At 66.1% G+C, this 26,739-nt stretch carries 26 protein-coding genes, 1 tRNA gene and 1 pseudogene; 21 read left to right on the top strand and 7 right to left on the bottom strand.

The genetic code is table 11. The annotated features are described in order from the left end of the window. Positions 1-26 precede the first annotated feature (26 nt). A complete protein-coding gene (locus tag P7D22_RS01120; protein WP_319932358.1) occupies positions 27-881 on the bottom strand; it encodes a prephenate dehydratase in 855 nt (284 codons plus the stop codon). Further along, on the bottom strand, positions 878-1,615 hold the full coding sequence (locus P7D22_RS01115; RefSeq protein ID WP_319932357.1) for a 3-deoxy-manno-octulosonate cytidylyltransferase: 738 nt from the start codon (positions 1,613-1,615) through the stop codon (positions 878-880). Before P7D22_RS01115 ends, P7D22_RS01120 begins: the two co-directional genes overlap by 4 nt. A 170-nt stretch (positions 1,616-1,785) precedes the next feature. Here P7D22_RS01115 and P7D22_RS01110 point away from each other — a divergent pair, with 170 nt between their 5' ends. The 10 genes and pseudogenes from P7D22_RS01110 (at position 1,786) to P7D22_RS01065 (ending at position 12,977) form a co-directional block, all read left to right on the top strand. Next, on the top strand, positions 1,786-2,325 hold the full coding sequence (locus P7D22_RS01110) for a c-type cytochrome (RefSeq protein WP_319932356.1): 540 nt from the start codon (positions 1,786-1,788) through the stop codon (positions 2,323-2,325). 145 nt (positions 2,326-2,470) lie between these two features. Beyond that, entirely contained in the window at positions 2,471-4,351 is a 1,881-nt protein-coding gene (locus P7D22_RS01105) for an extracellular solute-binding protein (protein WP_319932355.1), read from the top strand. A gap of 78 nt (positions 4,352-4,429) precedes the next feature. Continuing rightward, positions 4,430-5,514, top strand: a pseudogene (locus P7D22_RS01100) (microcin C ABC transporter permease YejB). A 5-nt stretch (positions 5,515-5,519) separates the two neighbouring features. Continuing rightward, the gene (locus P7D22_RS01095) at positions 5,520-6,701 is read left to right on the top strand and encodes an ABC transporter permease (RefSeq protein ID WP_319932354.1); all 1,182 of its coding nucleotides are present in this window, start codon (positions 5,520-5,522) and stop codon (positions 6,699-6,701) included. A 40-nt stretch (positions 6,702-6,741) separates the two neighbouring features. Further along, positions 6,742-7,029, top strand: a complete 288-nt coding sequence (locus P7D22_RS01090) for a hypothetical protein (RefSeq protein ID WP_319932353.1) — start codon at positions 6,742-6,744, stop codon at positions 7,027-7,029. Further along, positions 7,029-7,475 (top strand): type II toxin-antitoxin system VapC family toxin, encoded by a 447-nt coding sequence (locus tag P7D22_RS01085; RefSeq protein WP_319932352.1) that lies wholly within the window; start codon positions 7,029-7,031, stop codon positions 7,473-7,475. The genes P7D22_RS01090 and P7D22_RS01085 overlap by 1 nt, the downstream gene beginning before the upstream one ends. Continuing rightward, entirely contained in the window at positions 7,472-9,100 is a 1,629-nt protein-coding gene (locus P7D22_RS01080) for an ABC transporter ATP-binding protein (RefSeq protein WP_319932351.1), read from the top strand. Before P7D22_RS01085 ends, P7D22_RS01080 begins: the two co-directional genes overlap by 4 nt. Positions 9,101-9,217: 117 nt before the next feature. Next, on the top strand, positions 9,218-10,378 hold the full coding sequence (locus P7D22_RS01075; protein WP_319932350.1) for a diphosphate--fructose-6-phosphate 1-phosphotransferase: 1,161 nt from the start codon (positions 9,218-9,220) through the stop codon (positions 10,376-10,378). 10 nt (positions 10,379-10,388) lie between these two features. After that, the gene (locus P7D22_RS01070; protein WP_319932349.1) at positions 10,389-11,627 is read left to right on the top strand and encodes a phosphopentomutase; all 1,239 of its coding nucleotides are present in this window, start codon (positions 10,389-10,391) and stop codon (positions 11,625-11,627) included. A 33-nt stretch (positions 11,628-11,660) separates the two neighbouring features. Next, positions 11,661-12,977 (top strand): AmpG family muropeptide MFS transporter, encoded by a 1,317-nt coding sequence (locus tag P7D22_RS01065; protein WP_319932348.1) that lies wholly within the window; start codon positions 11,661-11,663, stop codon positions 12,975-12,977. Between the two features lie 9 nt (positions 12,978-12,986). Here the strand turns inward: P7D22_RS01065 and P7D22_RS01060 are convergent, their stop codons facing one another. Both P7D22_RS01060 and P7D22_RS01055 read right to left on the bottom strand, forming a co-directional pair. Next, positions 12,987-13,361 (bottom strand): acyl-CoA thioesterase, encoded by a 375-nt coding sequence (locus P7D22_RS01060; protein WP_319932347.1) that lies wholly within the window; start codon positions 13,359-13,361, stop codon positions 12,987-12,989. Between the two features lie 58 nt (positions 13,362-13,419). Further along, complete coding sequence (locus P7D22_RS01055) at positions 13,420-13,902, bottom strand: invasion associated locus B family protein (protein ID WP_319932346.1); 483 nt, start codon at positions 13,900-13,902, stop codon at positions 13,420-13,422. Positions 13,903-14,201: 299 nt separating this feature from the next. Between P7D22_RS01055 and coxB the strand changes: the two genes are divergently transcribed. From coxB to P7D22_RS00995, 11 genes are all read left to right on the top strand, one after another. Continuing rightward, on the top strand, positions 14,202-15,065 hold the full coding sequence (coxB, locus tag P7D22_RS01050) for a cytochrome c oxidase subunit II (protein ID WP_319932345.1): 864 nt from the start codon (positions 14,202-14,204) through the stop codon (positions 15,063-15,065). Positions 15,066-15,096: 31 nt separating this feature from the next. Continuing rightward, positions 15,097-16,764 (top strand): cytochrome c oxidase subunit I, encoded by a 1,668-nt coding sequence (gene ctaD, locus P7D22_RS01045; protein WP_319932344.1) that lies wholly within the window; start codon positions 15,097-15,099, stop codon positions 16,762-16,764. Between the two features lie 15 nt (positions 16,765-16,779). After that, positions 16,780-17,718, top strand: a complete 939-nt coding sequence (locus P7D22_RS01040; RefSeq protein WP_319932343.1) for a heme o synthase — start codon at positions 16,780-16,782, stop codon at positions 17,716-17,718. 195 nt (positions 17,719-17,913) lie between these two features. Beyond that, positions 17,914-18,507, top strand: coding sequence for a cytochrome c oxidase assembly protein (locus tag P7D22_RS01030; RefSeq protein ID WP_319932341.1), 594 nt, complete (start codon positions 17,914-17,916; stop codon positions 18,505-18,507). Positions 18,508-18,563: 56 nt separating this feature from the next. After that, complete coding sequence (locus P7D22_RS01025; RefSeq protein WP_319932340.1) at positions 18,564-19,436, top strand: cytochrome c oxidase subunit 3; 873 nt, start codon at positions 18,564-18,566, stop codon at positions 19,434-19,436. 79 nt (positions 19,437-19,515) lie between these two features. Then, positions 19,516-19,893 carry a DUF983 domain-containing protein gene (locus P7D22_RS01020; protein ID WP_442915998.1) on the top strand — a complete coding sequence of 126 codons (378 nt, stop codon included), beginning with the start codon at positions 19,516-19,518 and terminating at the stop codon, positions 19,891-19,893. A gap of 2 nt (positions 19,894-19,895) precedes the next feature. Next, entirely contained in the window at positions 19,896-20,675 is a 780-nt protein-coding gene (locus tag P7D22_RS01015) for an SURF1 family protein (RefSeq protein ID WP_319932338.1), read from the top strand. A gap of 50 nt (positions 20,676-20,725) precedes the next feature. Beyond that, positions 20,726-22,132 (top strand): threonine synthase, encoded by a 1,407-nt coding sequence (gene thrC / locus P7D22_RS01010; RefSeq protein ID WP_319932337.1) that lies wholly within the window; start codon positions 20,726-20,728, stop codon positions 22,130-22,132. Continuing rightward, positions 22,129-23,418: a M16 family metallopeptidase gene (locus P7D22_RS01005; protein WP_319932336.1), complete on the top strand. Its 1,290-nt coding sequence runs from the start codon at positions 22,129-22,131 to the stop codon at positions 23,416-23,418. Before thrC ends, P7D22_RS01005 begins: the two co-directional genes overlap by 4 nt. Positions 23,419-23,420: 2 nt before the next feature. Continuing rightward, entirely contained in the window at positions 23,421-24,044 is a 624-nt protein-coding gene (locus P7D22_RS01000) for a GNAT family N-acetyltransferase (protein ID WP_319932335.1), read from the top strand. Between the two features lie 192 nt (positions 24,045-24,236). Beyond that, positions 24,237-24,479 (top strand): hypothetical protein, encoded by a 243-nt coding sequence (locus P7D22_RS00995; protein ID WP_319932334.1) that lies wholly within the window; start codon positions 24,237-24,239, stop codon positions 24,477-24,479. Here P7D22_RS00995 and P7D22_RS00990 read toward each other — a convergent pair. The 3 genes from P7D22_RS00990 to P7D22_RS00980 all read right to left on the bottom strand — a co-directional run. Continuing rightward, the gene (locus P7D22_RS00990) at positions 24,469-24,816 is read right to left on the bottom strand and encodes a hypothetical protein (RefSeq protein WP_319932333.1); all 348 of its coding nucleotides are present in this window, start codon (positions 24,814-24,816) and stop codon (positions 24,469-24,471) included. The two genes, P7D22_RS00995 and P7D22_RS00990, sit on opposite strands and share 11 nt — an antisense overlap. A 275-nt stretch (positions 24,817-25,091) precedes the next feature. Next, positions 25,092-25,166: transfer RNA gene (locus tag P7D22_RS00985), tRNA-Val, on the bottom strand. An 86-nt stretch (positions 25,167-25,252) separates the two neighbouring features. Next, positions 25,253-26,739: hypothetical protein (locus P7D22_RS00980; RefSeq protein ID WP_442915997.1), on the bottom strand; the 1,487-nt coding region annotated here is incomplete at its 5' end.

Raw genomic sequence — 26,739 nt, 5'->3', positions numbered from 1 at the left:
GGCCCTGGCCAGGGGCGCGGTCGAGGTCACATCGTGGCTTTGCGCGTGGCCACGCGGAACGGATGCGCCGGGTAGGTGCCGAGCACCCGGACTTCGCGGGAAAAAAAGGACAGTTCTTCCAGCGCACGCGCCAAGGCGGGATCATCCGGGTGGCCGTCGACGTCGGCCAAAAACTGCGTCGCCGTGAACTCGCCCTCGACCATATAGGATTCGAGCTTGGTCATGTTGACCGCGTTGGTGGCGAACCCGCCGAGCGCCTTGTAGAGCGCGGCCGGCACGTTGCGGACCCGGAACACGAAGGTGGTCACCACCGGGCCGTTGCCGGCGGCCGGCACAGCCGGCTCGCGCGACAGCACCACGAAGCGGGTGGTGTTGTGGTCGGCGTCCTCGACGTTCTCGGCCAGGATGTCGAGGCCATAGATCGAGGCTGCCAGCCGCGGCGCCAGCGAGGCCTTGGTGGGGTCGCGCCATTCGGCCACCTGCCGGGCCGAGCCGGCCGTGTCGCCCGCCACATGGGCCGTCAGGCCAAGGCGGCGGATGATGCGGCGGCATTGCCCCAGGGCGTGCACGTGGCTGTAGACGCTTTTCAGCGCGTCGATACGGGCACCCGGCACCGCCATCAGCTGAAAGCGGATCGGCAGGAAATACTCGCCCACGATATGCAGGCCGGCATTCGGCATCAGGAGGTGGATATCCGCCACCCGGCCGGCGATCGAGTTCTCGATCGGGATCATCGCCAAGTCGGCCGCGCCGCCCGTCACGGCCGCAAAGGCATCCTCAAAGGTGGCGCAGGGAAGCGGCGTCCAGTCGGGATATTGGTCCGCGCAGGCAATGTGCGAATTGGCGCCGGGTTCGCCCTGGTAGGCGATGGTTGTTGTCATGCGGTCGGGCTCATCAGGTCGGAGGCGCGGGCGAGATCGTGCGGGGTGTCGACGCCGAACGGCACGGCATCGACGAGGCGCACGTCGATGCGCAGGCCGGCCTCGATGGCCCTGAGCTGTTCGAGCCGCTCCCGTTGTTCGAGGGGGGACGGCGGCAGCGCCACGAAACGCGCCAGGGCGTCGCGCCGATAAGCGTAAAGGCCGATGTGATGCAGCAAGGGCCCGTCGCCCCAAGGCGCCGTCGCCCGCGTGAAATAGAGTGCCCGCAATCGATCCTGGCCGACCATGGTGCCGACCACCTTGACGACGTTCGGGTCGTCCCGCTCCTCGGCCCGGACGATCGGGGCCGCGAGCGTCGCGATGGACACCGCCGGGTCGTCGAGCGGCTCCAGCGCGGCCCGGACGGCATCGGGCGCCACTGTCGGCAGATCGCCCTGCAGGTTCACGATGGCATCATGCTGGCCGTCGGGATCGAGGCGCTGCAGCGCCTCGAAGATCCGATCGGTGCCCGAAGGATGATCGGCGCGGGTCATCACGCTTCGGCCGCCGACGGCCGCGATGGCGTCGGCAACCCGCGGATCGTCGACCGCCACCACCACCGGGCCGAGGTCGGCCTCGATGGCGCGGCGCCACACATGGACGATCATCGGCACGCCGTGGATCGGCAGCAGCGGCTTGCCGGGCAGGCGCGTCGAGGCCATGCGGGCGGGAACGAGGATGAGCGGGTTCTGCATCAACCGATGTCGCGGCGATGTCCCGTTCGAGGCATCGCGAGGGGGCGCGCCAAGGCGGCACGCGGGCTCGGGCTTATACGTGTTGCAAAGCGCGCGGCAAAGTGCGTAATCGATGGCAAAGTGAGCCGGCGCTCGACGACCGGCCAGAACAGGGACGGGCGGCTCCAGGGATGATGGATTCCTTCGAATTCAACAAGATCGCCGGGGGCGTCCTCGGCACTCTGACGTTGACCATGATGCTGGGCATCGCGGCCCACATGATCTTCGCCCCGGGCGTGCCAGCGAAGCCGGGCTATGATCTTCCTTCCGCGGCGGCCGAGCAAACGTCCGCGACGCCTTCGGCCCCCGCCGAGCCTTTGCCGGTGTTGTTGGCCAAGGCCGATCCGGTCAAGGGCCAAGCCTTCGCCAAGGCCTGCGGGGCCTGCCACAACTTCGAAAAGGGTCAGGGCGCCAAGGTCGGGCCGCCGTTGTGGGGCGTGGTGGGCCGGCAGGTCGCCTCGGTGGCCGGGTTCAATTATTCCGATGCCTTGAAGGCGAAGGGTGGCGCCTGGACCATGGACGACGTCAACAAATTCATCACCAACCCGAAGGCCTATGTGGCCGGCACCAAGATGGGCTTCGCGGGCGAGGGCAGCCCCGAGAAGCGGGCCGCCATCATCGCCTACCTGGACAAACTGTCCGACAACCCGGAGCCGCTGCCGAAACCCTGAGGGCAAGCCCCGGGCGTTTCCGCGCCGCGCGACCCGCGCCCGCCTTTTTCTTGGCGGATCCCTGCCCCATGTGGCCGGTATCGACCGGCCAAGCCGGCAGGAACCGGCCGGCGCCAAGCCGCCGCCGCATGCGACGGAGTTGCAAATGTCTGCCATCACCCGCCGGGCGTCCTTGTTGGGCGGTGGCAGCCTTGTGGCCGCCTCGGCCCTGTCGCATGGTCCGTGGTCGATGGCCGCCGAGGCCGCCACGGGTGAGGCCGAGAGCCACGGCCTGTCCGTGTTCGGCGATCTCGCCTTGCCGCCCGACTTCAAGGCCCTGCCCTACGTCAACCTGCAGGCGCCGAAGGGCGGCGCCATCCGGCTGCAGACGGGCGGCGGCGGCGGCAACCAGAACTTCACCACCTTCGACACGCTGAACATCTTCATCCTGAAAGGCAATGGCGCCGCCGGAATGGGGACGATCTTCGACACCCTGATGACGGGATCGTTGGACGAGCCCAGCGCGCTTTATGGCCTCGCGGCGAAATCGGTGCGCTGGTCGGCCGACAAGCTGACCTACCGGTTCTCCCTACGGCCCGAGGCGCGTTTCCATGACGGTTCGCCGCTGACGGCCGCCGATGTCGCCTTCTCGCTCAATATCCTCAAGGACAAAGGCCATCCGGTGATCCGCACCACCCTGCGGCACCTCGATGCGGCGGTGGCGGAGGATCCCGGCACGGTGCGGATCACCCTCAACCCGGCCCGCAGCCGCGACCTGCCGCTCATCATCGCGGGACAGCCGATCTTCTCGAAGGCTTATTACCGGACGCAGCCCTTCGACCAGACCACGCTGGAGCGGCCGCTCGGTTCGAGCGCCTATAAGGTGGGCGCCTTCGAGCAGGGCCGGTTCATCGGGTTCGAGCGCGTCAAGGACTACTGGGCCAAAGATCTGCCGATCAACCTCGGCCAGAGCAACTTCGACCTGGTCCGCTACGAATATTTCCGCGAACGGCAGGTCGGGTTCGAGGGCTTCAAATCGGGCGTCATCACCTTTCAGGAGGATTTCACCTCCATCAACTGGGCCAAGGGCTACGACTTCCCGGCCGTCAAGGATGGGCGGGTCAAGAAGGAAACGATCACCGACCAGGCACCGCGCGGCGTCCAGGCCTGGTGGTTCAACTCGCGGCGGCCGAAGTTCCAGGATCCGCGCATTCGCGACGCGCTGCGCTACGCCTTCGACTTCGAATGGACCAACCAGAACATCATGTTCGGGCTGTTCCAGCGCACCGTCTCCTACTTCCAGAACTCCGGCATGGCTGCGGTTGGCACGCCAAGCCCGGAGGAGTTGGCCCTGCTTGAGCCGTTCCGCGGCAAGGTGAGCGACCTTGTCTTCGGCGAAGCCCCGATGCCGCCGAAATCGGACGGCTCCGGCCAGGACCGCGCCCTCCTGGCTCAAGCCTACAAGCTGCTCGTCGCCGCCGGCTGCACGCGCGACGGTACCGTCCTGAAGCTGCCGTCGGGCGAGCCACTGACGATCGAGTTCCTCGATTTTCAAGGGGCGCTCGAGCGCCACACGGCGCCCTTCATCAAGAACCTGCGCCTGCTCGGCATCGACGCCAACTACCGGGTGGTGGACACGGCGCAATATCAGGCGCGGGTCAATGCTTTCGACTATGACGTCGTCACCCAGCGCTACGGCGCGAGCTTCACGCCCGGCGAGGATCTGCGGGTCATCTACGGCTCGGAGGCCGCCCGCACGCCGGGATCGCAGAACCTGACCGGCGTCGCCGATCCCGTGGTGGACGCCTTGATCGAGAAGGCCCTGGTGGCCCAAAGTCGGGCCGAGCTGACCACGATCTGCCGCTGCCTCGACCGCGTGCTGCGGGCCGGCTTCTACGGCGTGCTGATGTGGAACAATCCCGATCATTGGCTCGCCTATTGGGACCTGTTCGGCCGCCCCGCGACACCACCGAAATACGACCCCGGCGTCCTGTCGACCTGGTGGGCCGACGACGCGAAAGTCCAGGCCCTGCGGGTCGGACCCTGACGCGAGGCTGACGCGATCCCGTCGCCCGACCATTTCCCGTTAGGCGACGCGGCCCTCCTCGCTTAGTGTTCCGCCCCGATGCTCGCCTATATCGCCCGCCGCCTGCTGCTCATGGTGCCGACCATCTTCGGCATCATGCTGGTGTCCTTCGTGATCGTGCAATTCGCGCCCGGCGGCCCGGTCGAGCGCATCGTGGCGCAGCTTCAGGGCCTCAATGGCGGCGGGCGATATAGGCGAACATCGGGGCGGCGGCTCTCGGCCAGGGCGGCGGTGACGCTTCGCGCTATCGCGGTGCGCAAGGGCTCGACCCGAAGTTCATCAAGGAACTCGAGCAACAGTTCGGCTTCGACAAGCCGGCCTACGAACGGTTCTGGCTGATGATCCGCAACTACGCGGTCTTCGACTTCGGCAAGAGTTATTTCCGCGACACACCGGTGCTCAAGCTGATCGGCGAGAAGCTGCCGGTCTCGGTTTCGCTCGGGCTCTGGATGACGTTGATCTCTTATGCGATCTCGATTCCGCTCGGCATCGCGAAGGCGGTGCGGGACGGCTCTCGCTTCGACGTCTGGACTTCGAGCGTGGTCATCCTCGGCTATGCGATCCCGAGCTTCCTCTTCGCCATCCTGTTGATCGTGCTCTTCGCCGGTGGCTCCTTTATGCAGGTGTTCCCGCTGCGCGGCCTCACGTCGGACAACTGGGCCGAGCTCGACCTGTGGCACAAAGCCACCGACTACCTGTGGCACATCACCTTGCCGGTGATCGCCATGTCGGTCGGTGCCTTTGCGACCGCCACCTTCCTGACCAAGAATTCCTTCCTGGACGAGATCAAGAAGCAATACGTGCAGACGGCCCGCATGAAGGGCCTGAGCGAGCGCCAGGTGCTCTACGGCCATGTGTTCCGCAACGCCATGATGATCGTGGTGGCGGGCTTCCCGGGCGCCTTCGTGTCCGCCTTCTTCACCGGCGCGCTGTTGATCGAGAGCATCTTTTCGCTCGATGGGCTGGGCCTTTTGTCCTACGAGTCGATCCTCAACCGCGATTATCCGGTGGTCTTCGCCACCCTGTACATTTTTGCCCTGCTGGGCCTCGTGGTGAACCTCCTGTCCGACCTGACCTACACCTGGATCGATCCGCGCATCGATTTCGACACCCGGGAGGTTTGACAACCATGACGGTGGTTCTCGATCGCTCGGCCGCAACGGCGGCGCCGCGGCTCGCCCCACCCCTGCCCCGGCGCGGCTGGCTCAGACTGTCCCCGATCAACCGCCGGCGCCTCGACAATTTCAAGCGCAACCGGCGCGGGGCGTGGTCGCTCGCCCTCTTCGCGGTCTTATTCACGGTGTCGCTCGGCTCGGAATTCGTGGCCAACGACAAGCCGATCATCGCGTCCTACAAGGGCCAGATCCTGTTTCCCTTCGCGCATGACTATCCCGAGGAAACCTTCGGCGGCTTCCTGGCCGAAACCGATTACCGCGACCCGGTGATCGCCAAGGAGATCGCCGACCACGGCTGGATGGTGTGGCCGCCGATCCGGTATTCCTACAAGACCCACAACCTCGACCTACCGGTGCCGGCCCCCTCGCCGCCGACCTGGCTGCTGAGCGACGCCGAGTGCCACGCCGCCATCCTGCGCCACCACGGCACCCCGCCGTCGGCGAACCCTTGCCGATCCATCGAATGGAACTGGCTCGGCACCGACGACCAGGGCCGGGACGTTGTGGCGCGGCTTCTCTACGGCTTCCGCATCTCGATCCTGTTCGGGCTGATCCTCGCCGGCATCTCGTCGGCGGTCGGCATCGCGGCTGGCGCCGTGCAGGGCTATTTCGGTGGCTGGGTCGATCTCGTGTCGCAGCGGATCATCGAGATCTGGTCGTCGCTGCCGCACCTTTATCTGCTGATCATCCTGTCGGCCATCGTCACGCCGTCGTTCTTCGTGCTGCTCGGCATCCTGTTGTTGTTTTCCTGGGTCAACCTCGTCCATGTGGTGCGGGCCGAGTTCCTGCGGGCCCGCAACTTGGAATATGTCAGGGCGGCGCGGGCACTCGGCCTGACGGATGTCCGCATCATGTGGAAGCATCTGCTGCCCAATGCCATGGTGGCGACGCTGACCTTCCTGCCCTTCGTGCTGAACGGCTCCATCACCACCCTGACGTCGCTCGACTTCCTCGGCTTCGGCCTGCCGCCCGGCTCGCCGTCGCTGGGCGAGCTTCTGTTGCAGGGTAAGTCGAATCTCCAGGCGCCCTGGCTCGGCCTGACGGGCTTCTTCACCATCGCCATCATGCTGTCGCTGCTGGTCTTCATCGGCGAGGCCGTGCGCGATGCCTTCGATCCGCGCAAGACGTTCGGGTGAAGGGCGTGCTAGGATCGAGGCCGCCAGCCAGGGGACAACGATGAACAGGATCGTGCGCGAGCGTTATCCCGTGTCGCAGCTGCCCGAGGATCTTCGCAAGGAATTAAAGGGGCAAAGCGAGGTCACGCTGATCATCGACGGCGGTGCGGACGACGTCATGCCGGCCCGTTCCGACGACCATCCGGCTGTCGCCGAGATCAGGCGAACCGGTGTGCGGGGCGGGGATTTTTCCCGCTTCAAACACCTCAGACACACTCATTTCGCCACCGATGAGGCCGTCGCCGATCACATAGCGGAGCTTCGTGCCGACTGGGCCGATCGGGAGTGATGAGCACCATCTATCTCGACACGAATGTCTTCATCGCGGCTTTCGAAACCACTGGAACGCTCTCTGAAGCCGCTTGGGATATTTTACATGCCGTCACGTCCGGAGATTTGCACGCTTCCACGAGCGAACTCACCTTGGCTGAACTCCTGGTCAAGCCTCTTCGGCTCGGCTCTGACCTCATGGTGGAACTCTATACGGGTCTGATCACCACTGGCGGTTCGTTATCGGTCTTGCCCGTTGATCGGGCTGTGCTGGTCAGATCGGCCCAAATTCGAAAGTCGCAACTCGGAGTGAAGCTGCCGGACGCTATCCACCTTGCCACGGCTCTAGGCACCGGCTGCAGTTGCTTCGTCACCGATGATCGGCGGTTGAAGCCATTGCCATCCTTACCGGCGATCGCCCTTGCTCCAGATACTTTTGCGAAAATCGAAGACCTTCTGCGATGACCGCTCCCCTCCTAGAGGTCCGCGACCTATCGATCGCCTTCGCCCAGGGTGGCCACGCCACGCTCGCGGTCGATCGCATCTCGTTCAGCCTCGACAAGGGTAAGACCCTGGCGCTGGTGGGCGAATCGGGCTCGGGCAAGTCCATCACCTCGCTGGCCATCGCGCGCCTGCTCGGCACGGCAGGCGCCACCCATCCTTCGGGCGCAATCCTGTTCAAGGGTCAGGATCTGCTCAAGGCCGACGAGCGCACCATGCGGGGCATCCGGGGTGAAAGCATCACCATGGTGTTCCAGGAACCCATGACGTCGCTCAACCCGCTGCATACGATCGAGCGGCAGGTGGGCGAAATCCTGGCGCTGCACGGCACCCGTAGCCGCGCCGCGCTGCGGGCCCGCGTCATCGAGCTGCTGGGTGAGGTCGGCATCCCGGACCCCGCCGGACGGCTCGGCGCCTATCCGCACCAATTATCCGGCGGCCAGCGCCAGCGCGTGATGATCGCCATGGCGCTCGCCAACGAGCCCGACCTGTTGATTGCCGACGAGCCCACCACGGCGCTCGATGTCACCGTCCAGGCGCAGGTATTGAAGCTGCTCAAGGACCTGCAGGCGCGGCACGGCATGGCAATGCTGTTCATCACCCACGATCTCGGCATCGTGCGTCGCATTGCCGACGACGTTTGCGTCATGCAGAAAGGCCGCATCGTCGAGGCAGGGCCAACCGCGGCTGTCTTCGCAGCCCCCCAGCACGCCTATACAAGGATGCTGCTCGCGGCCGAACCGAAGGGCGCCCCGCCGCCGATCGACCGCTCGGCCGAAACCGTGCTGACCGTCGATGACCTGAAGGTCTGGTTTCCCATCCGCAAGGGGTTCCTGCGCAAGACGGTCGGCCACGTGAAGGCAGTCGACGGCATCTCGCTCGCGGTGCGACGGGGCGAAACGGTCGGTGTCGTGGGCGAATCGGGTTCCGGCAAGACGACGCTCGGCCTGGCGCTGCTGCGCCTCATTCGTTCGGACGGCCCGATCGCCTATCTCGGGCAACGCATCGACGGGCTCGACGCCAAGGCCATGCGGCCGCTGCGCCGCGACATGCAGATCGTCTTCCAGGACCCGTTCGGCTCCTTGTCGCCGCGCTTGTCGGTGGCCGATATCGTCGAGGAAGGCCTCGGCGTCCAGTCGCGACGCCTCGGCTATGGGGAACGACGCGAGATCGTGGCCCGGGCGCTCGCCGACACGGGGCTCGACCCGGCCGCCATGGATCGCTACCCGCATGAATTCTCGGGTGGCCAGCGCCAGCGCATCGCCATCGCGCGCGCCATGGCGCTCGAGCCGAAATTCGTCGTGCTGGACGAGCCGACCTCGGCCCTCGACATGTCGGTGCAGGCCCAGATCGTCGACCTGCTGCGCGACCTGCAGCAGAAGCGTGGCCTCGCCTACCTGTTCATCAGCCACGACCTCAAGGTGGTGCGGGCGCTCGCGGCCGAGCTCATCGTCATGCGGCACGGCAAGGTGGTCGAGGCCGGCCCGGCGACCGACATTTTCGCCAGTCCAAAGACCGACTACACCCGGGCGCTGTTTGCCGCCGCGTTTCGGGTGGAGGCGGAAGCCGGCGCGGCAGCGAGCCCCTAGCGAAGCGGCTCGGTCGGCAAACTTCGGCCTGCATCATCGCGCGGCTTGCCGGATGCGGCCAAGCTTGCTTCAACGGCGGCAGGGCGCCCGCGCGAGGCGCCGTTCCGGGGAGGCTGCATGTCGTCCTTCATCATCGCCCAGGGTGGCGGCCCGACGGCTGTCATCAACCAGACGCTCTGCGGCGCCATCGCGGCCGCGCGGGAGCTCGACCCGAGCATTCGCATCCTCGGGGCGCGACACGGTATCCGCGGCCTGTTGTCGGGCGATGTCGTAGATCTCGGCGGCCTCAGCACCGATCAATTGCTGCGCCTCGGCAATACGCCGAACTCAGGCCTCGGCTCGACCCGCGACAAGCCAGACCCCGATCGATGCGATGCCATCCTGGAAGCCCTGGAGCGGTTTGAGGCCAGGGCCTTCGTCTATATCGGCGGCAACGACACGGCCGGCACCTTGGAACTGTTGCGCGCCCGTTCGACGGGGGCGTGCCGTTTCGTCCATGCGCCGAAGACCATCGACAACGACCTCGTCGAGAACGACCACGTGCCCGGTTTCATCTCGGCCGCAACCTTCGTGGCGCAGGCGATCGCCTCCGTGGACCTCGATTTCCGCGCCATGCCAGGCATCTATGTGGCGATCGTCATGGGCAGGCATGCCGGCTTCCTCACGGCGGCGCCTGCCGCCTGGCAGTCGGACCCCGACGACGCGCCCCACCTGGTCTACACGCCCGAGCAGCCCTTTGGGCTCGAGCGCTTCCTCGGCGAAGTGGAGGCCGTTTACGCCCGCCTCGGCCGTTGCGTGGTGGCCATGTCGGAAGGCGTGCAGGACGAGGCTGGCACCGCCTTTGCCGAAGCGCTGCTGAAGACCGGGCTGGCCGACCGCGACCAGCACGGCAATGTCCAGTTGAGCGGGGGCGATCTCGGCCTCGAAATCCAGCGCGCCTTGAAGGGTCGCTTCCCCAAGGCCCGTGCCCGCGTCGATACGCTCGGCTATCTCCCACGCGGTTTTCTGGGCGTCATCGATCCCGTCGATCGCGCGGAAGCCCATGCGGCCGGAGCGCTGGCGGCGCGCCGGGCCTTCGAGGAAAGCGGCTCCGTGGTGCTGACCCACGACGGCCAGCGCACGCTGCCGGCTCTCGTGCCACTCGACCGGGTGGCCGGACGAACGCGGCACATGCCGCAGGAGTTTTTCGCCGGGCAGAGCACGCTTTCGGAACGCGGTCGCGGCTACTTCCGTCGCCTGCTGCCGTCCCGCCCCGACCTTTACACGCCGTTTCTGTGAAGGCGGCACCATGACACGCGCGATCCTGCTGGTGCTCGATTCCGTCGGCTGCGGGGCTGCGGCCGACGCAGCCGACTATGGCGACGTCGGGGCCGACACCCTCGGACATATCGCCGAAGCCTGCGCCGCCGGCCGGGCCGACCGGGAGGGGCTGCGGCAAGGCCTATTGCGGCTGCCGCACCTCGACGCGCTTGGCCTCGGGGGCGCCCTGCGGCTTTCGACCGGACGCGTGCCGCCGGGTTTCTCGTTGCCGCCAGCCACCGCCTCCTGGGGGTTCGGCATCGAGCGCTCGAACGGCAAGGACACGCCCTCAGGGCATTGGGAGCTGGCAGGCACGCCCGTGGACATCCCATGGGGCTACTTCCCGACCAAGAATCCCTGCTTTCCGCCGGCTTTTGTCGCGACCCTGCTGGCCGAGGCCGGCCTGACCGGCATTCTCGGCAATTGCCATGCCTCGGGCACCAACATCATCGACGACCTCGGCGAGGCCCATCTGCGGACCGGCTGGCCGATCTGCTACACCTCGGTCGATTCCGTACTGCAGATCGCGGCCCACGAAGAGGTCTTCGGTCTCGACAGGCTTTACGACCTGTGCCGCATCGCCCGTCGCCTGTGCGATCCGTTGCGCATCGGCCGCGTCATCGCCCGTCCCTTCGTCGGCGTGTCCCAGGCAGATTTCCGGCGCACCCCGCACCGCAAGGATTTCGCCGTGCCACCGCCGCCAGGCACCCTGTTCGAGCGGGCCGCCGAGGCGAACCGCTCGATCGTCAGCATCGGCAAGACAGGCGATATCTTCGCGCATCGTCACACCGGCACCGAACTCAAGGGCGCCGACAACGACGGCAACCTCGATCATCTCCTCGACGCGCTCGATACGGTGGCGGATGGCGGGCTGATGGTCGCCAACCTCGTCGATTTCGACTCGGACCATGGTCATCGACGCGATGCGGCCGGCTATGCGGCCTGTCTCGAGCGCTTCGACGATCGCGTGCCCGAACTGTTGGCGCGCCTCCGTCGCGACGACCTCCTGGTCATCACGGCCGACCACGGCAACGACCCGACCTTCCGCGGCACCGATCACACGCGGGAGCACGTACCGATCCTGGCGCATTGCACCGCGCGCGGCCCGATGTCGATCGGCCGGCGCGACAGCTTCGCGGATGTCGGGGCCAGCCTTGCGGCCCATCTCGGCCTCGCGCCGACCGCCACCGGGTCGTCCTGGCTTGCGCGGCCGGCGTCCCGGGCCTGACGCGCACCCCATCACCACGAGACGCTCCGTCCCATGCGCGCCGAAACCCTGCCCGACACGCCGACGCGCTTCGCTCCGGTGCGGGAGCTGCTCCACGACCGGCGGCTCGCCGCCATGCTGGGTCTCGGGTTTTCCTCGGGCATCCCGTTTCTGCTGGTTTACGGCACGCAGTCGGCATGGCTGAGCGAAGCCCATGTGCCGTTGCACATCCTCAGCCTGCTCAGCGAGATGACGCTCGCCTATAAGCTGAAATTCCTGTGGGCGCCCTTCCTCGACCGGTGTTCGCCGCCGGTGCTCGGCCGCCTCCTTGGCCGGCGTCGCGGCTGGATCGTGGCGGCCCAGATCGGGATCGCAGTGTGTCTCGCCGGCATCGCGTTCGGTGATCCCGCGACCCGCCTGTGGTGGACCATCCTGTTTTCCTTTGCGCTCGGCATCGCGGGATCGACGCAGGATGTCGTGATCGATGGCTGGCGCATCACGGCGGCGCCGGTGGAGCGGCAGGCGTTGATGTCGTCCTGGTCGGAGGTGGGTTGGCGCCTCGGCAATCTTGTGTCGGGCGCGGGCGCGCTGTACTTGGCCGATGCGGTCGGCTGGCACGCCGCCTATCTGGTGATGACATTGGCCATGCTGCCCGGCCTCGTGGCCGCCTGGGCGGCGCCGGAACCGGATCCCGACCGGCAGCCGGCCACGCCCTGGCGCGGCTTTACCGAAACCATCGTGGCACCGATCCGTGACCTCGGCGGCCGTCTCGGGCCGGTCGCCGTGCCGGTGCTGCTGCTCGTCGCCGGCTTCCGCATGCCGGGCTACGTATCGAGCGCCATGGCGGTGCCCTTATTCAAGGCCCTGCACTATTCGAACTCGGACATTGCTACCGTCACCAAGCTGTTCGGCTTCCCGGTGGCGCTTGCCGGCACCTTTCTTGCCACGTGGGTGGTGAAGCGCCTGGGACTGATGCCGACATTGCTGATCGGCACCGTCTTCGCTTCGCTGTCGCATCTGGCGCTAGCCTATCTGGCTCTGCGCGGCGACCGCGGCGGCGGTGAGTTCTGGCTTTTCGCGACGGCGGTCAGCATCGACGATTTCGCTTATGCGTTCGCCTCCATCGTGCTGATCACCTACATGTCGGCGCTGAGCTCGAGCCAATATGCGGCCGCCCAATATGCGCTGTTGACGTCGCTTTGCGCCTTCCCGGGCAGCCTGCTGGCCGGGCTGTCGGGCTATGTCATCGAGCGGACGGGGTTCACGGGCTTCTTCACCGGGACGGCGCTGATCGGCCTGCCGGTGGCGCTAATGGCCCTGTGGGTGTGGCGCCATCATGCCTTGGACACGGCGACGGCCGAGGGTCGGTGAGCGCAGCCGTCAGGTCGTCGGCACGGCGCGTGGGCGGCGCTCGGCATCGATGGCCACGAAGCTGAACACGGCCTCTGTCACCTTGCTGGTGTCGTCCGAATCGCGGCTGCGCCGCCACGCCTCGACCCGGATCGTCATCGAGCTGCGTCCCACCTTTTCGATGTCGGCATAAAAGCTGACCTCATCGCCCACCAGTACCGGTGTGTGGAACACCATGGAATTCACCGCCACGGTGGCGCAGCGGCCGCGGGCCCGCAAGGCGGCGGCGTTGCCGGCCGCAAGATCCATCTGGGCCATCAGCCAGCCGCCGAAAATGTCGCCGGACGGGTTGGTGTCGGCCGGCATGGCGATGACCCGGATGTGGGGGCGGCCGCGGTCGATCATCCACAATCCTCCAACAAGCCGGAGCGGCGCGACCCGCCACGCCGTCGAAACGGCGTCATCATGGCAGCTTGGCGAAACCGTCCTTGAAGCCGTTCAGCGTCAGCGGGATGCCGATCCCCTCCTCGGGAGTCTGGAAGATGATGAAGGTCGCGGCCGTGCCGTTCGACAGCTGGTCGATCAGCTTGTCCTCCATCATCACCTCGGCGATGCAGCCGGTGGGCAGGCAACGCACGAAGCCGGCGCGGCCGACATCCGTCTGGTCCACCTTCAGGCCCAGACCCGAAGGCAACAGCACCCCGAGCGGCGCCACGACGCGCAGCAGCCGGCTCTTGCCATCCGCCGTCTTCAGCACAATGACCACCAGGTTCACGTTGGGCCGGTCCTCGGCCGCCACGCTCTGGATCAGCGCGCATTGTTCTTTCTGGGCGCCGGGCGGCGTTTCGCACCGCTCTTCCCAGTCGCCGAACTTCTGCTTCACGACGCCTTGCGCCGAAGCGCCTGTGCCACTGCCGATGAAACAGCCGGCGACCAACGCCACCATGCAGGCCGAAGCCCTCCCTCTGCGCGCCATCCGTCGCGCGGGCGATTGCGCCCCTGCCATGCTGACTCCTTCGGCCTTGTTGCCGTGGCCTAGCAAATGGCGGGTCGCTGTCAAGCCGAGGACGCAGCCACCACCCGGCGACTGCCGTCGAGGCGCGTATGTTTTGCCGCGCGTCCGCGAGACCGATGCCGGCTGGCATTGCGCTGACGACAGCTTTATGGTTGGAACGGTTCAAGGGTGGAAGGCGCGGGCACAACGCGTATGAAAAATATCCACCTGTACAGGGGAGCGGCGACATCATGCCCGGCACTAGGCTCGGCAAGGCCCTTCGGGCTGGATTCGTGTCACTGGGATCGTGCTTTGGCACGCATGCCTTCGCGGCTGTGGCCGGTCACGCGGTCCCGGGGCAGATCGGCTTCCAGGAGGCCGTGACGCCGATCGCCACCGAAATCCACCATTTCCACGATTACCTGATCCTGCCGATCATCGTGGCGATCTGCCTTTTTGTGGCGGCCTTGCTGTTGATCTGCGTGTTCCGCTTCAACGAGACCGTCCATCCGGTACCGTCGAAGACCACCCACCACACCGGCCTGGAAGTGGCTTGGACCATCATCCCGGTGCTGCTGCTCGTCGTGATCGCGATCCCGTCTTTCCGGCTCCTGACGCATCAGCTCGTCATTCCGAAGGCCGACCTCACCATCAAGGCCACCGGCAAACAATGGTATTGGAGCTACGACTATCCAAAGGACCAGAACGGCGGCTTCGGCTTTGACTCGGTGTTAAAGCAGGATGCCGATCTGAAGCCCGGCGATATCCACCTGTTATCGGTCGACAACGAGGTGGTGGTGCCGGTCAACAAGGTGGTGCGGGTCCAGGTCACGGGCGCCGACGTCATCCATTCCTGGGTGGTGCAGTCGCTCGGATCCCGTATCGACGCCGTTCCGGGCCGATTGAATGAAACCTGGTTCAAGGCCGAGCGCGAAGGCATCTATTACGGCCAATGCTCGAAGCTCTGCGGCAAGGACCATGCCTATATGCCGATCGCCGTGCGGGTCGTGAGCGCACCGGACTACGACGCTTGGCTGCAGAGCGCCAAGACGAAGTTCGCCGACAGCCGTCCTGCCGTCACGCGGCTTGCCGACGCCGCCCCGCTGCATCCTTGATCGAAGTCGACGCGTAGCCGAAAGATCGTCCATGCCGAACGCCGCTTCCGTCGACACCGCCGCCCACAGCCACCCGCATGGCTGGCGCCGTTACCTGTACTCGACCAACCACAAAGACATCGGCACCCTCTACCTGATCTTCGCGATCTTCGCGGGGTGCATCGGCGGCATGATGTCGATCTTCATTCGGCTGCAGCTGTTCAATCCCGACTGGCACTTCATGGGCCATCTGGCCCAGGTCATCGGCGAAGCCGACTCGACCAACATGGTCGAGATGGGCAAGAACCTCTACAACGTGCAGATCACCGCCCACGGCCTAATCATGATCTTCTTCATGGTCATGCCGGCGCTGATCGGCGGTTTCGGCAACTGGTTCGTGCCGATCATGATCGGCGCACCCGACATGGCGTTCCCACGGCTGAACAACATCTCGTTCTGGCTGCTGCCGGCCGCCTTCCTGTTGCTCATCATCTCGCTGCATGTCGAGGGTGCACCGGGCATGCGCGGCTTTGGTGGTGGCTGGGTGATGTACCCGCCGTTGTCGTCGAACACCGGCCATCCCGGCCCGGCGATGGACTTCCTGATCCTGGCGCTGCACACGGCCGGCGCGTCCTCGATCCTTGGCGCCATCAACTTCATCACCACCATCCTGAACATGCGCGCCCCGGGCATGACGATCCACAAGATGCCGCTTTTCGCCTGGTCGGTGCTGGTGACGGCCTTTCTGCTGGTGCTGTCGCTGCCGGTGCTGGCCGGCGCCATCACCATGCTGCTGACCGACCGTAATTTCGGTACGGCCTTTTTCGATCCGACCTATGGCGGCGATCCGCTGTTGTTCCAGCACCTGTTCTGGTTCTTCGGCCACCCGGAAGTCTACATCCTGATCCTGCCGGCCTTCGGCATCATCAGCCACATCATCTCGACCTTCTCCAAGAAGCCCGTCTTCGGCTATCTCGGCATGGCCTATGCGATGGTGGCGATCGGCGTCGTCGGCTTCGTGGTCTGGGCTCACCATATGTACACCGTCGGCATGTCGCTCGACACGCAGCGGTACTTCGTGTTCGCCACCATGGTGATCGCGGTGCCGACCGGCGTGAAGGTGTTTTCCTGGATCGCCACCATGTGGGGCGGCTCGATCGCGTTCCGGACGCCGATGCTGTGGGCGGTCGGCTTCGTGTTCCTGTTCACGGTCGGCGGCGTCACCGGCGTGGTGCTGGCCAATGCCGGCGTCGACCGTGCGCTGCACGAGACCTATTACGTCGTGGCCCATTTCCACTACGTGCTGTCGCTCGGCGCCGTCTTCGCGCTGTTCGCCGGTTTCTATTATTGGTTCCCGAAGATGTCGGGATACATGTACAATGAGCGGCTCGGCAATCTTCAGTTCTGGATCATGTTCGTGGGTGTCAACCTCACGTTCTTCCCGCAACACTTCCTCGGCCTCGCCGGCATGCCGCGTCGCTATGTCGACTATCCGTCGGCCTACAGTCTGTGGAATCAGGTGTCGTCCATCGGGGCCCTGATCTCGGGTGCAGGGGTCGTGGTGTTCCTTTATATGATCTACGAGGCGTTCAAGCTGAAGCGCGTCGCGGGCGACAACCCTTGGGGCGTCGGTGCCACGACGCTGGAATGGACGCTGTCGTCGCCGCCGCCGTTCCACCAGTTTGAAACGCTGCCGCGCATCACAGGCGCCGACCACTAGGACGATGTTTCCCTGATGAGTGTGGTGACGGAACGGCAGTCCGGCTTCGAGGACCGATCGAAGGCCAGAACATCGCTGGCGATGCCACGCGATTTTCTGGAACTGTTGAAGCCCCGGGTCATGTCGCTGGTGGTGTTCACCGCCCTCTGTGGCATGCTGGTGGCGCCGGGCCATCTCAACCCGCTGGTCGGCCTCATCGCGCTCTTCGCCATCACGGTCGGGGCCGGCGCATCGGGCGCCCTCAACATGGTCTATGACGCCGACATCGATGCGATCATGACCCGCACCCGCAAGCGGCCGATCCCGGATGGACGCGTGGCGGCGTCCGAGGCGCTGGCCTTCGGGGTGATCCTGTCGATCTTGTCCGTGATGGTCCTGACGCTGGTGGCGAACTGGATCTCGGGCGCGCTGCTTCTTGGCACCATCCTATTCTATGCCGTTGTCTACACGATGTGGCTGAAGCGCTCGACGCCGCAGAACATCGTCATCGGCGGCGCCGCAGGCGCCTTCCCGCCGATGATCGGCTATGCGGTGACGACCGGTTCCGTGACCTGGGCCAGCTTCGTGCTGTTCGCCATCATCTTCGTCTGGACCCCGCCGCACTTCTGGGCACTGGCCCTCATCAAGTCCGAAGAATATGCCAAGGCCGGCATTCCGATGATGCCCAACGTCAAGGGCCCTGACCGCACCCGGACGGAGATCCTGGTCTACACCCTCCTGCTGGCGCCACTCGGTTGCCTGCCCTGGGCCATGGGCCTCGGTGGACCGCTTTACGGCATCGTGGCCGCCGCGGCGGGGGCGACGATGCTGTGGTTCGCGGTTCAGGTTTATCGGCTGCGGGATGGCGAGGCGGCCGCTGCGGCTGCCAAGAACCTGTTCGGCTTTTCGATCCTGTATCTGACACTGCTTTATGCCGTGCTGCTGGCCGAGCATGCGCTCGGCATCGGCCTGTAGAATGGCGCCGTCCCTGCCGAACAGCCCCGAGCCGCTGCCTGGTGTCGTTCTGACACCTGCGGAACTGCGCAGTCGGCGGGCGCGTAACATGGCCATCGGCCTCGCCGTGGCGGCTCTGGTTCTGTTGTTCTACGTGATCACGATCGTGAAGCTCGGCTCTCGGGTCTTCAACATGTTCGACGGCAGCTAGCCGGCATGGCGGCGCCCGGCGCCCGGCATGGCTGGACGGCTGCCGCCGTTGTGGCGGCCGTGGCGGCCATGCTGGCGCTCACCTACGCTTCCGTACCGCTCTACCGCGCCTTCTGCGCCGCCACCGGTTTTGCCGGAACCACGCAGGTCGCCAAGCAGGCGCCCGCGATCTCCGGCGCCCGCACCTTGACGGTACGGTTCGATGGCAATGTCGGGCCCGGCCTGCCCTGGAGCTTTGCGCCCGAGACGCCCGAGATCACCCTGCGCACCGGGCAGACCGCGACGGTCTACTTCAAGGTCCGCAACGACGCCGGGCGGCCCGTCACGGGGCGCGCCGAATACAACGTCACGCCGGACGTCGTCGGCGCCTATTTCGACAAGATCAACTGTTTCTGCTTTTCGGAGCAGACCGTCGGCCCCAACGAGACCGTCGAGATGCCGGTCGTGTTCTTCCTCGACCCCGCACTCGAGCACGACAAGTCGCTTGCGGCCGTCGACAGCGTCACGCTTTCCTATACATTCTTTCCCGTTCGCGACCGCGAGAAGGCGGCCATGACGGACACCGAGACCGGCAAAGCCGGCAGCGACAAAAAACTCTGACGCACGCCGGCTCCATGCCGGGCGAAGCGTCCTATGCGGAAGGAAAGCGACCCGTCATGGCCGACGCCCACGCCAAACCCAAACACGACTACCACCTGGTGGCCCCAAGTCCCTGGCCGCTCGTCGCCTCGGTCAGCGCCTTCATTCTGGCGGTCGGTGGCGTCATGTGGATGAAGGGCATGACGATGCTCGGGCTGAAGCTCGGGCCCTATCTGTTCGTCGCCGGGCTTGGCGGCGTTCTTTACGTGATGATGCAGTGGTGGGTCGACGTGATCCACGAAGCCGACCACGAAGGCGCCCATACCCGGGTCGTGCAGCTTAGCCACCGCTATGGCATGATCATGTTCATCGCCTCCGAGGTGATGTTCTTCGTGGCGTGGTTCTGGGCCTATTTTAACGTCAGCCTGTTCCCCGCCTACAAGACCGAATATCTGCGCGACAGTTTCACGGGCGGGCACTGGCCGCCCAAGGGTGTCGACGTCATCGACCCCTGGCACTTCCCACTGTTCAACACGCTGATCCTGCTGACTTCGGGCACCACCATCACCTGGGCCCATCACGCCCTGCTCGGCAACGACCGCAAGTCGATGCGAACCGGCCTGATCTTCACGGTGGCGCTCGGCCTGCTGTTCACCACCGTTCAAGCCTATGAATATGCCCATGCGCCCTTTGCGTTCAGGGATAATATCTTCGGCGCGACCTTCTTCATGGCGACCGGCTTCCACGGCTTCCACGTCATCGTCGGTACGATCTTCCTTCTCGTGTGCTTGATGCGCGTCATGGCCGGTGCCTTCACGCCAAAGCAGCACCTCGGTTTCGAATTTGCGGCGTGGTACTGGCATTTCGTCGACGTGGTCTGGCTGTTCCTCTTCGCCAGCATCTATGTTTGGGGCAGTTGGGGGGCCGCCATGGAGGCCACGCCTGGCTGATGGCGGATCTGCAGCCCTTGAGCTCACCTGTCGGATCGTGGAATCCGGCTTGGTTCCATGTCGGCATGGGGGCGTGAGCATGCCGGATGGCGCGGATGAAGCGGCTCCCAGTGCTATCTCGGCTGGCCTCGCCGGGCGATGCCCGCGCTGCGGCATGGGTCGGCTGTTCCGCGGCTTTCTCACCGTCGCCCCGCGCTGCGACCAGTGCGGGCTCGATCTCGGCTTTGCGGATGCGGGCGACGGTCCCGCAGTCTTCGTGACGTTGGCAGTGGGCACGCTGGTGGTGGGCCTGGCACTCATCCTCGACATTGCCTACGAGCCGCCGATCTGGGTGCATCTCGTCATCTCGCTGCCGTTGGCGGTGCTGCTCTGCCTCGCGGTGCTCCGGCCCGCCAAGGGCATCCTGGTCGCCTTGCAATATCGAAACAGGGCCGAGCAAGGGCAATTGGAAAGCTGAGCATGGCTCGCCTTCGCGGTCTCGTGGGCCCGGTCCTCGCCTTCCTGCTGGCCTTCGCGCTGTTGATCGCACTCGGGCTCTGGCAGCTGCGACGCCTCACTTGGAAGACCGAGCTTCTCGCGCAGATTGCCGAGCGCACCACGGCACCGCCGCAGCCGCTCCCGCCAGCCGACACGTGGCCGTCGCTGCGACCGGTCGACTATGCCTATCGCCATGTGGTGCTGACCGGCACCTTTCTGCATGGCGACGAAGCGCATGTGTTCCGCCCACTGTCGGCCGAAACGGCCCGTGGCCCCTTTCACGGCCTCGGCGACCTGGTTCTCACGCCGTTGCGGCTCGATGACGGGCGCGTGGTGATCGTCAACCGTGGTTTCGTCCCGCAGGATAGGCTGGCCGCTTCGGCGCGACCAACCGGGCAGATCCCCGGCCGGGTGGTCGTCACCGGCCTGATGCGCGAACCCGAAAGCCGCAATCCCTTTACACCCGCCGACGACCCCGGCGCCGGCACCTGGTTCACCCGTGATCCGGCCGCGATGGCGGCCTGGTTCCACATCGAAGGGGTGGCCCCCTTCACGATCGATGCGGATGCCGGCGCGCTTCCGGGCGGCCTGCCCCAGGGCGGCGAAACCGTGCTCGACATTCCGAACAATCACCTGTCCTACGCCATGACCTGGTTTGGCCTTGCGGGCGGGCTTTGTCTTGTGTTTGCAGGCGTGATCTGGAACCGGGTGGTTCCCCGCGGCGCCGGTCCACCCGACGCCACAGCGGCAAAAAGATTGTAGCCAGCGCGCCGCGAAGGCGGCATGAAGGCAGGAACCGCTAAAGGACACACGTGCACTACATCTCGACGCGCGGCGAAGCGCCGGCCGCGAGCTTCTTCGATGCCATGACCGCAGGCCTTGCGCGGGATGGCGGCCTTTATGTTCCGGACGTCGTCCCGAGCCTCGACGCTGCCACCATCGCAGGCTTCGCGGGGCGTCCCTACGCCGAGGTGGCCGAAGCCGTAATCGCGCCCTTCGCGGCGGATGCTTTCGCGCCCGACGATCTGCGGGAGATGATTGCGGGCGCCTACCGCAGCTTCCGCCACCCGGCCGTGACGCCGCTGGTGCAACTCGAGACCAACCTCTTCGTGCTGGAGCTTTTCCACGGCCCGACCTTGGCGTTCAAGGATGTGGCCATGCAGTTGCTCGGCCGCATGATGGATCGGGCGCTCGGTCGCAAGGGCGAACGCGCCGTGGTGGTGGGTGCCACCTCGGGCGATACGGGGGCTGCGGCCGTCGAGGCATTCCGCGGCCTGCCGCAGGTCGATGTGGTGATCCTGTATCCGCATGGGCGCGTGTCGGACGTGCAACGGCGGCAGATGACCTCCGTGCCCGACGCCAACATCCATGCCATCGCGGTCGAGGGGTCGTTCGACGATTGTCAAAGCATCGTCAAGGCGATGTTCAACCACCACGAGTTCCGCGACGCCGTGCAGCTGACGGGCGTCAATTCGATCAACTGGGCCCGCATCGTGGCGCAGATCACCTATTACTTCGTCGCCGCGGTGGCGCTCGGCGGTCCACACCGGCCGGTGTCGTTCACGGTACCGACCGGCAATTTCGGCGACATCTTCGCCGGGCACGTGGCCAAGCGCATGGGCCTGCCGATCGACCGGCTGGTGATCGCTACCAACGAGAACGACATCCTGCAGCGCTGCCTCGCCGACGGCGATTATGCGCTGCGCGACGTGGCGCAAACGCAGTCACCCTCGATGGATATCCAGATCTCGTCGAATTTCGAGCGCGCCCTGTTCGATGCGCTCGGGCGCGACGCGGCAACGCTGCGGGGCCTGATGGGCGGCCTGCGCCAGGGAGGCCACTTCAGCGTTCCGCCACAGGCCCTGGCGCAATTGCGTGGCGAGTTCGACGCCTTTCGCACCGACGAGGTCGAGACAGCCGACGAGATGCGGCGCACCTATCGCGAAACGGGACACATCCTCGATCCGCATACCGCAGTCGGCGTCCACGCGGCGCGGCGCGCTTTGGCGCAGGAGGGCGGCAGCAGCCCGATGGTGGTGCTCGGGACCGCCCATCCCGCAAAATTCCCCGATGCGGTGGTGCGGGCCACGGGCCAGCACCCTGCCCTGCCGCCCCACATGGCCGACCTGATGCACCGGCCGGAGCGCTTCACGGTGCTGCCGAACGACGTCGCGGCCGTGCAGCGCTTCATCCGCGAGCGGGCCGGAGCCGCGGCGTGACCGTCACGGTCTCCACCCTGCCGAACGGATTGCGCGTTCTGACCGACGCGATGCCGCACATCGAGACGACGGCGCTCGGCATCTGGGTGGGGAGCGGCTCGCGCCACGAAACCGCGGCGCAGCACGGCCTGTCGCATTTCCTCGAGCACATGGCCTTCAAAGGTACGCGCCGCCGCTCTGCCCGCGCCATCGCGGAAGAGATCGAGTCGGCGGGGGGCGACCTCAATGCCGGCACCTCGACCGAGCAGACCGCCTATTACGCCCGCGTGCTGGCGGCAGACACCGGGTTGGCGCTCGACATCCTGGCCGATATTCTGACCGACAGCAGCTTCGATCCGGCCGAGATGGAGCGTGAGAAAAGCGTGGTGATCCAGGAGATCGCCGCCGTCGAGGACACGCCCGACGACCTCGTTTTCGAGATGCTGACCCGCACCGCCTATCCGGACCAGGCGATCGGCCGCGCCATTCTGGGCACGCCCGACAGCGTCGCCGGTTTTTCGCGCGACGCCATCGCGGATTATGTCGCCTCGCAATATGGCGCCGGCAACATGATCGTGGCGGCGGCCGGTGCGATCGACCACGAACGGTTCTGCGACGACGTGGCGAAGCAGCTGAGCGGGGTTCCGGCAACCCCGCATCGGGCCGCCGTGACGGCCCGCTACGTGGGCGGCGACGCCCGCGAGAAGCGTCGGCTCGAGCAGGCCCATGTGACGGTGGCCTTCGAGGCTTTCTCGTTTCGCGACCCGCGCCATTATGCAGCGCATATCTTCTCGCATGCGGTGGGTGGCGGCATGTCGTCCCGGCTGTTTCAGACCGTGCGGGAAGAGCGCGGCCTGACGTATTCGATCCACAGCTTTGACTGGACCTATGAGGATACGGGGCTGTTCGGCTTCTATGCCGCGACCTCGGCCGCTCAGGTGGCCGAACTGATGCCGGTGGCGCTCGATTGCCTTGCCGAAACCACCGAGACGCTGACGGAAGCCGAAGTGGCACGCGCGAAAGCGCAGCTGAAGGTGTCGTTGCTGACCGCCCTCGAATCGTCGAGTGCCCGGGCCGAGCAGATCGCCCGTCAGCACATGGCGTTCGGCCGCATCATCCCCGGGCACGAGATCATCGCCAAGGTGGATGCCATCACGCTGGCGGAAGCCAAGGCGATCGGCGCCGCCATGCTGGCCACCCCTCCGACCGTCGCGGCGATCGGTCCGGTCGGCAAGGTGCCGACGCCCGAACGGATCGCGGCGCGGTTCCGCGGCCTCGCGACCCGGTCCGACCTGGAGCTTGCCTGACCATGGCTTTGTTTCGGCTCGGGCTTCCCGGCGAGAACACCCTGATCCTGCGAGGCGACGGCGTCACCCTGCGACCAGCCGAGATGCGCGATTATGAGGAATGGGTGGCGCTGCGGGATCGCAGCCGCGCCTTTCTGACGCCCTGGGAGCCGATCTGGCCGGCCGACGACCTGACGCGCGTGGCCTATCGGCGCCGCTTGCGGGCTCACACGGAAGAAATCGAGCGCGACGAGGCCTATCCGTTCTTTATCTTTGACGAACGGGAAGCGCTGGTGGGCGGCATCACCATCGGGCAGGTGTCACGGGGCGTCGCGCAAACCGCGACGCTCGGCTACTGGATGGGCCAACCCTTCGCAGGCAAGGGCTACATGAGCCGCGCCGTGCGGGCCGTGGCGCATTATTGCTTCGTGACCTTGCGGCTGCACCGGCTGGAGGCGGCCTGCCTGCCCCACAACGATGCGTCGGCGCATCTCTTGGAAAGCGTCGGCTTCCGCCGCGAGGGCTATGCGCGGTCCTACCTGCGCATCAACGGCGTGTGGCAGGACCACCTGCTGTTCGGCCTGCTGGAACACGATCCGATCCTGTCGCCGCGCCGCCCCCTCAAGCAGCCCTCGTCCGGGCGCTAAAGGTTATCGGTCCAAGCGGACCACCCAGCCTGATCGGGCAGCCGACCGCGACGAATGCCACCATCGCCTGCTTCGGTCTGAACGAAACGAAGGTTTAAATCTCGCTCCGCCGAATCATCCGCGTGAGCGGCATGGATTTCACATCCACCTGATAGGCTCTCAGGACCAACGGCGATTCGGCGGAGATGAACAATGCCGGCGTTCCCAAGCCTCGAAGACTGCTTCCGGCAGGGCACGCAGGCCCGTGACGAAGGCCGGAAGCTCGCTGAAAACCCCTACAGCCTCCGAACGCCGCAACATCGGGAATGGGCCGCGGGCTGGTGCAGCACCTTCGACCTCGACGAAGACGACGATCCTGAATCCATGCGGGTGAAATCGGGCGCCACCGACAAGGACGGGCGGCTGGACGACGACGAAGGTCCGATCAGCGGGTGATTGGGCTGCCCGAAAGCCGAGCCAGGGCGGGGATCTTCGACAAGCTTGCATCGATCTGCGGGCGCGCGATCGTCACGGCACCGACGACAATCAGCATGACGACGCCGAGGGACACAAAGAACAACCGGGACGGGGCCGCTGTGCCGCGGCCATGCAAGGCTACGATGGCGCCCCGAAGTTCGGCATTGTCCTTGTGCATATTGACCAGCGAACGCTTGATGATCTCGATGTCGCGCCGGTTCAGGGCATCCATCGGATTGGGCGTGACCAGATTCGCAGAGGCGGATTCGCCAACCGACACGGCTTCGTCTCCAACCATCCGCTTCAGATCGCCCATGACGCGCCCCGCGACGAGATCAAACGAAGTCCGTTCCGTGCACCGTCTGGACTTAGGGCCTTCCGTAACGACCGCAAAGCCGAATCTCGGGTTATTCTGAATCAGCGTTTGCGCGGCACCGCTCTGCTCTGCCGGATTGTCTCACTCAACGTCAAGATTGGTCGGCGGTGCGTTCACCATAACGCAAATGCGACCGATCAGATCGGTTGATTGACGACCGCATCGATCGAAACGGCGTCATCACCAGATCGGTTTTTCAGGCTGCTCAAGGTTCGTGGTGGGCGCGACAGGGATCGAACCTGTGACCCCTTCCATGTCAAGGAAGTGCTCTCCCGCTGAGCTACGCGCCCGAACCATGCGGACCATGAAGCGGTGAACGTCACGGTGGAAGCTCTATAGGCGGCTGGCGGGTAGGATGCAATATGCAATCGGCGGATCAAAACCGATGGGTGGCCCCAAGCCCCAGGAAATCACGCTCACGACAGGTCAGGATCAGGATCTGCAGGCCGCGGGCGGCCCGCGTCAGCACGTTGCGCATGCGATCGAGCCGGGCGTCGTCGGTGTTCACCAGGGCGTCGTCGAGGATCACGGCGGCCGGGTGGCCGGCCGCCTTCAGGATGTCCGCGAGGGCGAGGCGTGTCACGACCGCGACCTGTTCCCGCGCGCCCATGCTGAGGGCGCCGAACTGTTCCAACACGCCGTCGCGGTAAAGCCCCTCGATCTCCAGGCTCTGATCGTCGAGCCGGATCTCGCTTTCGGGGTGGATCAGCCGAAGATAGGGCGTGACCCGGTCGCGCACCGGCCCGAGCCAACGTTCCTTGGCGTCGCGCTGCGCCGCCACAAGCGTTTCATGCAGCAGCCGGCTCGCCGCGGCTTCGCGCTCCAAGGCGCCCAGGCGCGAGCGGCCGGCCTCGATCTCGCCTTCCAGGGCCGACAGGCGCTCGCCAAGCCCGTCCTGGCCGATCGCCCGCAATTCGACCCGCAGGTCGCGCTGCTCGCCTTCGAGCGTCGCGAGATCGCGTCGGATCTCCCGTTCGGCCCGCTCGGATCGTTCCAGGGTCAGCCGGGTCGCCTCGACGTCGGAGGCTGCGACGGCAGCCTTGGCGGAGGCTTCCGCCGCCAGGGCAGCCCCCAACAGGGCCTCCGCGGCCGTGAGCCGTCCCGTCAGGAGATCGTCGTCAACGCGCCCGCGGACGGCCGCGAGTTCGTCGCTCAACGCATCCCGCTGGCGCAGAGCCGCGTCGCGTCGCTCGTCCAGGGTGGCGGCCTCGGTGGCGGCGGCTCCATCGGCGAAGGCAGCCGCCCGGCGGGCTGCTTCGCTGGCCTGCACGGCCGATCGGGCCGCGTCGCGCTTGCGTCGCGCATCCGCGAGCCCGGCCGCGTCGGACGGTTCAGTCCCCTCCTGGTCGCGGGCGAGCCGCGCCGCGCCGGCTTCGACGGCCTGTCGCAGCGCATCGACGCCCTTCGGGGCCAGCACCGCCAGCGTCTTGGTCAGGGCTGCGGCCTCGGAGGCTGCATCGCCCCGCATTTGGCTCAGCCGGTGCGCTTCCGCCATATTGGCTGTTCCAAGCCGGGAGAGTGCTGCATTCAAAGCGCGCTCGGCGTCGTCGAGCTTACGCCCGAGCGCCGCCGTGCCGCCGCCGGGCCGCAGATGCAGCCGGCCGAAGCCTTCGAGCTCGAGCGTGGCATCCCGGGTCAGGGCGAGCGGCTCGCTCGCAGCATGGACCACGCCATCGAGAACGACCGTTCGCACACCCTCGGGCGCGAAGCTGATCTGCACGCTTGCCACGTCGAGTTCGGCGCGGGCGCGATCGACGGCGCGCTCCAGGCCGCTCAGCGTCGCCAGTTCGTTGGCATCGACCGCGATGGTGTCGATTTGCGCCAAAGCCGCCCGGCGCCGGGCGGCTTTGGCGCAACTCGACA

This window comes from Lichenihabitans sp. Uapishka_5 (assembly GCF_033947565.1).
GTDB lineage: Bacteria > Pseudomonadota > Alphaproteobacteria > Rhizobiales > Beijerinckiaceae > Lichenihabitans.
The sequence above is the reverse complement of the archived record's forward strand: the minus strand, read 5'-3'. Positions and strand labels throughout refer to the sequence as shown.